This window comes from Marinobacter nauticus (assembly GCF_003634635.1).
Classification (GTDB): domain Bacteria; phylum Pseudomonadota; class Gammaproteobacteria; order Pseudomonadales; family Oleiphilaceae; genus Marinobacter; species Marinobacter nauticus.
In genome coordinates this window covers 736,425-748,906 of sequence record NZ_RBJB01000004.1, presented here as the reverse complement: position 1 = coordinate 748,906, position 12,482 = coordinate 736,425, and the positions used below count along the sequence as shown (strand labels likewise).

Annotated in this window: 7 protein-coding genes; 4 read left to right on the top strand and 3 right to left on the bottom strand. The window is 58.3% G+C overall.

The window, feature by feature from the left end:
• The first annotated feature begins 3 nt into the window (after positions 1 to 3).
• The 4 genes from aupA (at position 4) to C7436_RS14765 (ending at position 7,599) form a co-directional block, all read left to right on the top strand.
• The gene (aupA, locus tag C7436_RS14780; RefSeq protein ID WP_121208286.1) at positions 4 to 1,341 is read left to right on the top strand and encodes an alkane uptake protein AupA; all 1,338 of its coding nucleotides are present in this window, start codon (positions 4 to 6) and stop codon (positions 1,339 to 1,341) included.
• An 11-nt stretch (positions 1,342 to 1,352) separates the two neighbouring features.
• Positions 1,353 to 4,649, top strand: a complete 3,297-nt coding sequence (locus tag C7436_RS14775; protein WP_121208285.1) for an Ig-like domain-containing domain — start codon at positions 1,353 to 1,355, stop codon at positions 4,647 to 4,649.
• 164 nt (positions 4,650 to 4,813) lie between these two features.
• Positions 4,814 to 7,108, top strand: coding sequence for a molybdopterin-dependent oxidoreductase (locus C7436_RS14770; protein ID WP_121208284.1), 2,295 nt, complete (start codon positions 4,814 to 4,816; stop codon positions 7,106 to 7,108).
• 32 nt (positions 7,109 to 7,140) lie between these two features.
• The gene (locus C7436_RS14765; protein WP_121208283.1) at positions 7,141 to 7,599 is read left to right on the top strand and encodes a DUF2489 domain-containing protein; all 459 of its coding nucleotides are present in this window, start codon (positions 7,141 to 7,143) and stop codon (positions 7,597 to 7,599) included.
• Between the two features lie 277 nt (positions 7,600 to 7,876).
• On the opposite strand, the gene C7436_RS14760 is transcribed toward C7436_RS14765, so the two are convergent.
• The 3 genes from C7436_RS14760 to C7436_RS14750 form a co-directional block, all read right to left on the bottom strand.
• A complete protein-coding gene (locus C7436_RS14760) occupies positions 7,877 to 9,247 on the bottom strand; it encodes an aminoacyl-tRNA deacylase and HDOD domain-containing protein (RefSeq protein ID WP_121208282.1) in 1,371 nt (456 codons plus the stop codon).
• 116 nt (positions 9,248 to 9,363) lie between these two features.
• Positions 9,364 to 11,439: an ATP-dependent DNA helicase RecG gene (gene recG / locus C7436_RS14755; protein ID WP_121208281.1), complete on the bottom strand. Its 2,076-nt coding sequence runs from the start codon at positions 11,437 to 11,439 to the stop codon at positions 9,364 to 9,366.
• Positions 11,440 to 11,446: 7 nt separating this feature from the next.
• On the bottom strand, positions 11,447 to 12,406 hold the full coding sequence (locus C7436_RS14750; protein WP_011784172.1) for a hydrogen peroxide-inducible genes activator: 960 nt from the start codon (positions 12,404 to 12,406) through the stop codon (positions 11,447 to 11,449).
• Positions 12,407 to 12,482 lie beyond the last annotated feature (76 nt).

Here is a 12,482-nt window from a genome sequence, read left to right as displayed (position 1 = left end):
TACATGGTTCTTTCCCCCCGATTCTCAGTACGGGCGGTATCCCTTGCCGTTGCAGCAGTTTCCGCCCCCCTGTCCATGCCCGCCAGTGCCAGTATGGGCAACCTGGGTACCAGTTACGGTGTGATGCCGGTCGATGTGGCCACCGCCCAGTCCCTCTCAATGTTCAACGAGCAGGTTTCTGCCACCTACTACAACCCGGCAGCACTGACCAAAGATCCTCGTGGCGAGCTTACGGCGGGTATCCTTCATTCCGAACAGGAGCTGCGTTCCGACAATCCCAACGCCAGCGGTGACATTGTCTCGGACTCTCCGAGCCAACACGTTTTGATCGGCATGAAGACCAACCTTGGTTCACTCACCCGGTTCGGGCACCCCATCTACCTCGGTTTTATTGCCGGCGTGGAGAAGTACGGTAAGGAAATGCTGGCATTCAGCTCAGAGACCAGCGAAAGCGGACAGTTCCTTCAGTACGGGAAAGAGCCTTTGTTTCTTAACATCGGGGGCGCAACACCGATCTGGCGCGGCATTTCCGCCGGTGCTTCGGTTCGGGTAACGCTCGAAGCGACCGCTAATCTTGATGCCGTCTCGACGCTGGGCGGCGAAACCAGCCGTGAGCGCCTTGCGGTCAATGCCGAGCCTTCTCTGAAGACCATTCTGGGTACGAACATCGATCTGGGTAGCACATTTTGTCCTGAATCTGACTGCTTCCTGAACGGATGGGAAACGGCGGTGACCTACCGGACGAAGTCGTCGGCCTCAACCACAGTCGACTCCAACATCATCGTGACCCAGACCATCCCGGATCCCGGGCTCAGCCTGGCGGTGACAACCATCGACTCATTCCAGCCGGAAACGATTGCCATCGGCACCCAATACTCGGGTGACGGCTGGCGCATCGGCGGCAGTATCGAACAACAGAACTGGTCGGAACTGGAAGACGAATTCAGCGGCGACTCCATCAAGGATCAAGGTTCCGTGGCCTCCGGAAACCGGATCGGTTTCGACGACATCCTGATTCCCCGCCTTGGTGCGGAATATCAGTTGAACAAGAACTTCGCCCTTCGTGGCGGTGTTGCCTACGAAGAGTCTCCCCTTAAAACCACTCGTAATCCGGAGCTCAACTACCTGGATACCGACAAACTGGTGGTTGGCCTTGGTATCAGTGCCACTTACGACCGAACCCGCCTGCTCGCCTACCCGGTGCGGCTCGACCTGGGCTATCAGTACCAGCAACTGCAGGAGCGCGACTTCACCGTGGTGGACTATGACGGTGACGAAACCAGTGTCACTGCCGATGGTGATATCCACGTATTCAGCGGATCCATCACCCTGAAGTTCTGAGGAGGCTTGCCATGAAGTACAACAAGACCCTGGCACTGATTCCGGCCATTTTGCTGGCCGCCTGCGGCGGTGGCGACAAACAGTCCATTGACGAAAAACCCAGACCCGGCTCGATGGTCTATTCCTTCCCGATGGATGGGCAGGCTGATATCAGCCCGAAAGCCGACATCGTGCTGCGCTTCTCTCATGCGATTACCGATGATGAAGCAACCCTGCAGAACAAGATCACCCTGCAGAGTAACGACCAGCTCCAGCCATTTACCGTGACCTTGATCGATAATGGCAAAAGTCTGAAGCTTGAGCCTGCTAACCCGCTTGCGACCGGCGAAGAATTCACCGTAACCTTCCAGGAGCCGCTGGCCGCCGAGGGCGGCCGGCAAATCACTACTCCGAACGCTACTGGTGATGACGGCATCCAGTTCGCAACCCGTGGCGCCTATGCGGGTCTCGCGGGGCTGGCCAACACCGCAGACACTTTCGACATTGCCTGGCAAGTACCCGCCAGCGACAGCCCATTCCAGGCCATGAATTTTTCGACCTTCCGGTTTGCCATGACGCAACCGGTCCATCCTGAATGGCAATCACTCGGCGGCAGTATTCAGTTAAAGGACGCCAGCGGTGAAGAGGTTCCGGCGACGGTACTGGTTAAAGGCAACCGCATTACGGTTGACCCCTGCGTAACCCCCGAACTGTCGCAGTGCGGCAGCAAGCAGGATATTCTCGACACCGGTGAAACCTATACCCTGCATTTGACCAACCTCGCCAGCCTGACCGACAGCAGTGAGGACAACCGCTTCACCGGGGAATTCACCTTTACCCCGAGAGAGACCGGCCCAACGGTTGTGTTGCAACAAACCGCCGTAGATTCCGGCAACGGTGAGCTGAGCTCTGTGCTCAACGGCCAGGCCCTCAATGCGGTAACGCTCAACTCAGTACTCCAGGGCGAAGCCGGCCCCTCTCAACAAACCGGGGACCTGTTTGCCGAGCTCGCCTACGCCCCGGCGTTTGATGCTGACGAAGCACTGCCGCTGCGCATTCCCAAGGGCAGTGTGCTGAAGAGCACCAGCCTGAACGTACTCGTGGGTGGCAAGGTACAGGTTTTGGATGCCGCGACCGGCGAAGACCAGCAAACCGGCACCATCAAAGTGACCATGCTCTCGGATGCATCCGGCTACATGAGCCCGAACCAGTACACCGATGACATCAATGCCCCGCGGCATATCACCCTGTTTATGGACGTATCCATGAACACGGAGGCAGCACAGCCGAATGCCGCGCTGTCCCAGGATCTGATGGGGGTTGAACTGCGCGGCATTGCTCTGGTTCGGGACGGCGTTCTGACCATCGACGCCATCGGCATGGTGGAACCAAACCTGCTGGGTCAGGAATTCACCGATTCCACCATTGCCTTCCATCTGCAGGCCGCAACCGATGCCGACTCGGTACTGGATGCCGAGAACCTGCGGGAACTGGATGCCACACCACCCAGCCTGGTGAGCTGGATGCCCGGCCCTGCGAACGCCGTTCCGGCAACCCGGCAGTCCATGCAGCGCCCGGGCGACCCGATCATTCTGTTCTTTGATGAGCCGCTTGATCCGAAATCAATCGAAACTGGCATCACGGTGTCGGAAAACGGCACCCCGATTGACGTTCAGCATGCTATCGACGGCACCACGGTAACCCTGAACAAAGCCGGCGGTCTGGAACATGGCAAAACCTATGATGTGAGCGTCAACGGCGTCTCCGATCTGGCCGGGAATGTCGTCGCCCTGGATACGCTGACCTTCTCACTGGATCCCATCAAAGGCAACAACGTTGAGGTTCGCCCGCCACTGGCACTTACTACCTATCCCGGTTTCCCCTGCGAAACCAATCACAGCGCACTGGACCTTGCCAATGGCGTGCTTGGCCAGTGCTATGATGTGAGGGGCGATGCCTATAACGGAGGACGGGCAGCAACAGTCGACACCATGCCGGTAAGTGAAATGCCGGCGGATCGGCCCATCACCGTGGTTTTCTCAAAATCGATGGACATCAACTCCTTTATTCTCGGCCAGACCTTCGCCGTTGAGAAAGTGACTCAGTCCGGTATCGGCGCGGGAACTGTGAGCGTTGTCGAGAGCGTGCCCGGACGGCTAGAGAAAAACACTCAGCGGGTGCGGTTCTTTCCGGATCAACCCTGGGAACCCGGTGCTCACTATCGTTATACCCTGGCATCCTCAGAGAGCTCTGGCGCCTGCTCGCCCGGGAGCTACAGCGCAATCTGCGACACCGATGGCCTGGCTCTGAAAACGGATCTGCTCGAGGGTCTGAACGACCCGGATGGTGGAAATGATCCGCTGGTGATCTATTTTACGGCCACAGAAGCGGTCTCGACGGTATTCACACCGCTGAGGAACCTTCCCATTCGCGATACCAACTCGAACTTCCTGATTGACTGCAATCCCTATGACAGCAGCAAGGGTAACCGGGCATTTGAGAATACCGACGACTGCCTCGAGCCGTTTGCCCATGAAGGCAGTGATGCGGAGGGATGGGCTCCCTCTGCCAACGCAACCAAGCTGGCCGTTCGCAATCAAACAGCTCAAGCCAGCGCTCTTGCAGGTGGTAATGTACCGGCGCAGGTCGGTTGTGACGCCGGCGAAGGGGTCTCCTGCCCTCGCAGCAAGTTCATTTATCAGACCTACGCCCTTAACACCGAGGTAAAAGGCCCCGGTACCTATGATCCGGATCCAACCGTTGAGGGTGATGAGATCGAGGGCATTCTTGTGGATCTCTATCCAACACTGCTCGCAACCAGCTCCATCAGCGTTTTCACCAAGATCAAGCTGGCAGGCCTTATTCCACTGCAGGAAGAAACGGTGACAAACACCCAGGTTCTCAGGATGCGTTACGCGAAAGATGATCCTTCGTGCACCGGTAGCAACTGCGCACGCAACTCACTCATTCCCGGGGTGATCGCTGAAGGCGAAAATGGACAGCCAGTGTTCATCACCAAGGCGGACCTGCTGCTGGACGCTCCAGACATGGTCATTCCACTGGGCGGCACCCATGATCTCTATGGCCGGCCATTCACTCTCGACCTCAAAGGAGACATCACCTTCTTTGATGACGGGCGTATGCAAATCGAGCAACGTAATGTGAATTTTGTTGGCAATGCGGATGAGCTTCTGGTGACAGCCAACACGGCGGGAATCTCTCAGATCGGCCTGGTAACCATCAAGTTACCGCTGGAGATTCCGGTTGGTGGCACCTACCTCAACTTCATCTCCAACCCGGTCAAAGACCTACCGGCACAGTACGAATAAAACACGGGTTACTCAGGTCTACCCTCCTCAGGCCAGTCTCCGGACTGGCCTTTTTTGTTAGCCTTTTGGGGCCACAATCACAATCGGTTTTTCATTCCGGGTAGTTTTCCTGATAATCTGGTTGCAATATGAAACCCAACAACAAGAATTCCGGGAGAGCCTGCATGGAAAACGGCGTCCACTACCGCACCTGTCACCTCTGCGAAGCCATGTGTGGCGTTGCCATTGAGGTCAACAACGGCAAGATCACCAGTATCAAGGGCGACGACCAGGATCCTCTGAGCCAGGGCCACATCTGTCCCAAAGCGGTCGCACTTCAGGATCTGCATGAAGACCCGGAGCGGCTGAAGAAGCCGATACGCAAAACTGCCCATGGCTGGGAAGAGCTCTCGTGGGAGGACGCCTTTGATCTGGTTGCCGAGAAGCTTCACGGAATTCGGAAAACCTACGGCCGGAACAGTATCGGGGTCTACCTGGGCAATCCCAATGTCCACAATCACGGCGCCCTGATGACCACCATGCCGTTTTTGCGGGCAATCGGCACCCAGAATCGCTTCTCTGCCACCTCCAACGACCAGCTACCGCACATGCTGGCCAGCCTGGAGATGTTTGGTCACCAGATTCTGTTTCCGATTCCGGACATCGACCATACCGATCTGTTTATCTGTATTGGCGGCAACCCAATGGCCTCAAACGGTAGTCTGATGACCGTACCGGACATCCGGGGCCGCCTGAAAGCACTGCGTCAACGGGGCGGGAAACTCGTGGTGATTGATCCCCGGCGCACTGAAACCGCCCGCCTGGCCGACGACTTCCATTTTATCCGACCCGGCACCGATGCCTTCCTGCTGATGGCTATGGTGCACACGCTGTTCGAGGAAAACCTGGTGGACGCCGGCGCCGCCGAACGATTGGTGAAAGATGTGGATCTTCTGCGCCTTGCCGCCTTGTCGTTCTCACCGGAAGCGGTAACCAGGCACACCGGCGTTGAGGCTGAGGCCATCCGGCAGCTGGCGCGACAGCTGGCCAAAACCCCACGGGCCGCCCTGTATACCCGAATGGGGACCAGCACCCAGGCGTTTGGCGGCACCACCACGTGGCTGGCCTACTGCCTGAATATCCTGACCGGTAAGCTGGATGTACCCGGTGGCGTACTGTTTACCCAGCCGGCGGTGGACCTGGTGGCACTGGGCGCCATGTCCGGGCAGCGCGGGCATTTTGGCAAGCGGCACAGCCGGGTTCGAGGTCTGCCGGAATTTGCGGGAGAGTATCCGGCCAGCACCATGGCCGATGAAATGCTTACACCCGGCGAAGGTCAGGTCCGTGCCTTTGTGACCGTGGCCGGCAACCCTGTGCTTTCAAGCCCCAACGGCCAGCGACTGGAGTCAGCCCTGGAGGGGCTCGATTTCATGGTGTCTGTGGATTACTACCTGAACGAAACCACCCGCCATGCCGATGTCATTCTGCCGCCAACGGCGGCCCTGGAGCGCAGTCATTACGATCTGATCTTCAGCCAGTTCGCCGTACGCAACGTGGCCAAATACAGCGAGGCCCTGTTTCCGGCAGCGGACGACGCCCGGCACGACTGGCAGATTCTGCTGGAGCTGGCACACCGTCTGGAAAAACAACGCAAAGACGGGCGCCTACCCATGCGCTCGGAAATGGGCTGGCGAGCGTTTAAAAAACTCGGGCCGGATCCCATTCTAGACCTGCTCCTGCGCACGGGCCCCTACGGCGCCGATGCTGGTCCGGTGCGCCCACTGGCCCAAACCGCCATCGAACTGGTGATGGACATCCTGCCAGAGCATAACCCCCTCAAAGGCCTTGCCCGGTTGAGCCCGCTGAACCGTCGTTGGGACGAATTGCCCAAAGGGCTGTCGCTGTCTGCTCTGAAAGCCGCGCCGAATGGCATCGACCTCGGCCCTCTGCAGCCGGCATTGCCCGAGCGTCTGTTCACCCGCGACGGCCTGATCCAGATGGCCCCTCGCCGGTATCTGGCGGATGTGGAGCGTATGCAGACCACCCTGGAATCTGCGCCCGCTGGCGGCCTGCTATTGATTGGCCGCCGCCATGTACGCAGCAACAACTCGTGGATGCACAACAGCCAGCGTCTGGTCAAAGGCAAAGGCCGCTGCACCCTGCTTATCCACCCGGACGACGCCAGCAAACGAGCGTTGAACCCCGGAAATCATGCCGAGGTTTCGGTTCAGGGGCGAGACGTGGTGATCCCGGTGGAAATCACCGAAGACATTATGCCGGGTGTGGTGTCCATCCCCCACGGTTGGGGTCACCATCGATCAGGCACCGGCCAATCAGTGGCATCGTCCCACGCCGGGGTCAGCATCAACGATCTGTTGGATGATGCCCTGGTGGATCCGGTTTCGGGAACCTCGGTCTTGAACGGCCAGGCGGTTGATGTCAGAGTCTGGCAACCCGAACCTCAACAGAAACAGGCCTGATAGTGGCCTCTTGAACAAACAGGAGTGTAACCATGCCCAGAGGGCTGCAATTGGTCTTTATTGCCATCGGGCTGGTTATTATCGGTGTGTTACTGGTTTATATCTGGCGCCAATCCAGGCTGCTGTCCGAACAGCGGCTGCGCCAGAAGAAAACCGAGGAGTTTCAGGCCCGGCGCCGGGACGAAATGATTGAAAGTATCCGGATTATCGCCATGGCGGTAGAGGAAGACCAGGTTGAGTATTCCGAGGCCTGTCTGAGATTCAAGGGTCTGCTGGATTACCTGGCCCCGGAACTGCTGGAAAAACCACCCTTTCAGGTGTTCCAGACGGTGCACGACAAGATTCAGCATATGCCCACCCATCGGGCGAGGAAGAATACCGACTCCGCGACCATCCGGGAAATGGACAAAGAACGGTTTGCGGTGGAAAGGGAGTATTCCGATGCAATCCGTCGGGCCGCTACCGCAATCCGGCATCATCGTTTTGACTGACGCCAGGGTTTTGTAACTTTTTGTTACTGACCGGACGCCCGCCTCAAAAATATGTCAAAGCAAATCAATAGCTTTAAGCCTCAAGGAAAACTGACACCATGCTCATTTATGTAATCTGCATGCAGTCGCCTTTCCTTTTCCCGGAGCTTGTCTAAATTTAAAAACAGGAGGCCGCTCCCACCACACTGGATCAGCCTCCCCGTTGTTTTCTCCTGACAAGTTTGGACGACTCTGCAACAAGCGGGTGAACTTGCCGGCCTCAATGGCCGGCCCTTTTTTATGCGCCCTGGCTCATCATCCCGGCCATGGCCATAATGCTGTCTTTTCGGCGCACCAGCTCATCAAACTGTTCCTGAACCATTTCCCTGTCCAGTCCCAGCTCATCATAAACAGCCTGTGTTGCCGGCTCACCCGCGCCCAAGGCAACACCACGTTCCGTCAGTAACTGCCGTCCCAGCCACAATAAACGAACATAAACACTTTGGGGACCGTCATAGGAAGGATTCTTCTGGTAACGAATGGCCAGTGTCACCTCGTCCGGCATACCCCAGTTTTCCATCAACTGCGCGGCAATCTGCTCCCGGGTGATCCCCAGCAGGTAATGCTCAATGACACTGGAATCAATGTGCGGGTTAACCTCCAGCGACCGGCAGACCAGCCTGAAATGCGGCGGGAACACCTGAGCCAGTACCAGATGCCCGAAGTTATGGAGCAAACCAGCCAGGTAGGCGAGGCCAAACAGAGGTCGCTGCCCTCGAGGCATCATGCTCGCGAGAATGCCCGCAGACTGAGCCTGCCAGATGGCCTGCTGCCAGTAATCCACATAACCGTCCGGATGATCCTTCGGGTGCTTCAGGGCACGCCCCAGCGCCAGGCCCATGGCCAGGTTCATCACAAGATCAAAACCCAGTACCCGGGACACCGCATCGTGGACGGAACGCACCTGCCCTGCAGCGGCGTAGAACGATGATGACGCCCAACTCACGACCTGGGCTGCCAGGCTCGGATCGCTCTCCACCACATCCACCAGGTCCCCCATTACCGCATTAGGGTTTACCCGCAGATGAATGATGCGCTGAGCAGTCTCAGGCAAGGGCGGCAGCTCCAGTGTATCCTCCAGTCGCTGCTGAATACGCAAGCCGGTGAACTTTTTGATGGCGGAATGCAGCTGGTCACGGTCGGCGGCGTGATTGTCAAGATTGACGGATATATTCGCGGTATCCACCGCAAAATCGTGTCGGGCGGCCTTTGCCGTCAACTGGCGGAAATCTTCGCCCGGCATCATCAGGCCCAGGTCCTGTTCCCCCAACTCCAGCGCGACCGCCTCGAGTTCATCCACACGCCGGTCAACTACGGTCGGCCAACCGGTGAGTGATGGCAGCGCCGGCAACTCCTGAAGCCCGGCTTTCTGGCGGACCCGAACCTGCTCGCGCCGCTGCATCATTCTCAGATCCCGCCCCAGACGCTTGTTCAGGGCTTCCAGATCGAGCATATCGTTGCGACGGCAGATGGCCTGCAGATTACCTTGATCGTCGCTGAGCAGTACCATTCGGAGCAAATGGCCGGTATCAATCTGGCTTACGCTCCGGAACGATACACCGGGGGCGTTATCACCAAGTGCCTGCTGTACCACAACAGGAAGTTCCATAGCATTCTCCGGACAAAGGTTATCAATCAGTTTTCATGCATTTTGCAGTCATTAACGCGACATTAACAGGCCAATATCGGCCACGAGCACAGGCGTTATGAAATTCATGACCAACACTATACGTCGCCATAACGAATTTTCTCACCCAGCCACCGTCTGATAAGTGCTGAGACTACCCGAGGCTCCTTCATCAGGCTCGGCGCCATGTCACGAATGGGGGCAATCCAACCCTTGTCGCGTTCAAAATCGGCCAGGCGAAACTGCATCAAGCCAGTCTGGCGAGTACCCAGCACTTCTCCAGGCCCCCGAATCTCAAGATCCTTTTCGGCGATAAAGAAGCCATCCTGACTGTCCCGCAGCGCCTGTAACCTGGCCTTGCCATTATTGGACAGGGGCGGGTGATACATCAGCACGCAGAAACTGGCTTGCTCACCGCGGCCAACCCGGCCCCGCAACTGATGCAACTGCGCCAGCCCGAGCCGCTCCGGGTTCTCGATAATAATCAGAGAGGCATTGGGCACGTCCACGCCGACCTCGATCACCGTGGTGGCCACCAGCAAATCCAGTTCGCCGTTTTTGAAGCGCTCCATTACCGCGGCTTTTTCCTGGGCTTTCAGGCGGCCATGAACAAGGCCAATGGCCAGATCCGGCAACCGCTCAACCAACTCCTGGGCGGTCACTTCCGCCGCCTGGCACTGAAGCGCCTCGGATTCCTCAATCAGAGTGCAGACCCAATAGGCCTGCCGACCTTCCCTGCAGGCCTTGCGTACCCGCTCAATGATGTCGTCCCGGCGGCTCTCCGGCAGCACAATCGTTTCGATGGGCTTGCGCCCCGGCGGCAGCTCATCAATCACGGAGGTATCGAGGTCGGCATAGGCGCTCATGGCCAGGGTTCTCGGTATGGGCGTCGCCGTCATGATCAACTGGTGCGGTGCCAGCGTTCCGCCAACCCCTTTCTCTCTCAGGGCCAGCCGCTGGTGCACGCCAAACCGGTGCTGTTCGTCGACAATCACCAGCGCCAGGCGCTGGAATACCACGTCATCCTGAAACAGGGCATGGGTACCAATGGCAATCTGCGCACGACCCTCGGCGACCGCACTCAACGCTGCCTGTCGGGCTTTGCCTTTCACCTTCCCCGACAACCAGGCTAACTCCACACCCAATGGCTCCAGCCAATTTCGGAAGTTCTGATAGTGTTGCTCCGCCAGAATCTCGGTAGGTGCCATCAAGGCAACCTGGGCGCCGGCTTCGATGGTTTGCAGAGCAGATAAGGCAGCAACCACGGTTTTACCCGAGCCGACATCACCCTGAACCAGGCGCAGCATCGGCACCGGCTGGCTCAGATCCTGCCGGATATCGGCCATCACATGGCGCTGGGCACCGGTCAGACTGAACGGCAGTTGCTCCAGAAATCGCTCTGCCCGGTCTCCCGCTGGTAGCAGCGGCAAGGCCTCCCGGGCCTGTATCTGCTCCCGGACCTGCAACAGGCTAAGCTGATGCGCCAGCAACTCCTCCATCACCAGCCGCTGCTGAGCCGGGTGCTTTCCCTCTATCAGTAGATGCACCGGGGCACCGGCCGGAGGCAAATGCACCAGGCGAACAGCCTCGGTTATGCCGGGCAACTGGTAGTCCGCCAGCAGTGCCGGGGGCAGCCAGTCCTTGATGGGGTAGCGATCCAGATAGCTCAGGGCCTGCTGACAGAGCCCCCTGACCCTGGGCTGTTGAATGCCCTCGGTCAGAGGATACACCGGCGTGAGCGTCGCCTGTTCGGCCGGCGGCATGGCAGGAGGATTGGTCTGGTATTCCGGATGGTAGAATTCGTAGCCGGCCCGGCCTGGGCGCACCTCGCCGAAACAGCGCACTCGTGTGCCTTCAGCTAGCTGGTTTTTCTGGGCGGCATTGAAGTGAAAAAACCGCATCACCAGAAACCCGGTGTCATCCCGCAACGTCACCTGCAGGCTGCGCCGGCGGCCCATCACCAGGTCGGCCTTCATGACCTCACCTTCCACCACAGCAATATCGCCGATACGCAGGCTGCCCATGGGCACTACGCGAGTGCGGTCTTCATAACGGTAGGGAAGATGGAACAGGAGATCCTGAATGGAGTGGATGCCCAGCCTGGCAAGTATTTCCGCCAGGGCGCTTCCTACGCCCTTGAGCTGGGTTACCGGGATGTCCTCCAGTGACGTCATACGGCCCTCAGGCGCTTTCAGCAACCGCCGGTGTGTCGGTTTTGGCTTTTTCTATCACCCGGCACTGGCTAGCCGCCAGTGACAGTACATCGATGGCTTTGGGCCGCGGGAAGGTTACACGCCAGGCTAGCGCCACGGTTCGGAAAGGCACCGGCGCCGCAAAAGGCCGCACCGCAAGGATATCTTCCTGGTATTTGATGGCAGTGGCGGCCGACAGCGGCAGTACCGTGATTCCCAGTCCGGAGGCCACCATGTGCCGGATGGTTTCCAGCGAACTGCCCTCGGTCACCAGCTCCGGTCTGCCGTTATCCGCCCGCTTGGTGATGGCATCCACCAGGGGCGGACATGACTCCAGCACCTGATCCCGGAAACAGTGGCCGGGCCCGAGCAGCAACAATTGCTCTTTCGCCATCTCTTCGGCCGTCACCTGCTCCTTCTCTGTCAGCGGATGATCCGCTGGCAGCAGCACCACAAACGGCTCATCGTAAAGCGGCAGGGTTACTACTTCCGGCTCTTCAAACGGCAGGGCAATGATGATGGCATCCAACTCTGAGTGCCGCAGCTTCTGGCGCAGGCTGGCGGTGTAGTTCTCTTCTATGTACAGGGGCATGTCTGGCGCCGCTCTGCGCAGCTCCGGTAATAAATGCGGGAACAGGTAGGGTCCGATGGTATAAATCGCGCCGACCTTCAATGGCGAATTGAGCTGATTCTTGCCGTCCTGCGCCATATCCTTGATCACGCCCACCTGGTCCAGAACCCGCTGGGCCTGCTCAATGATACGCTGGCCAACTTCGGTCACCCGAATACTGCTTTTGCTGCGCTCGAACAAGGGGATACCGAGCTCATCCTCAAGCTTTTTAACCGCAACGCTGAGGGTCGGCTGGCTGACATGACAGCGCTCTGCGGCACGGCCAAAATGCCTTTCCCGGGCAAGCGTAACAACGTATCGTAACTCGGTGAGGGTCATGGTGAGCTCCGGTTGACGTACTCAGGTCGAAGTTTCACTTACTTTATCAGCCAAAGGATAAGGATTGAAATTGTCT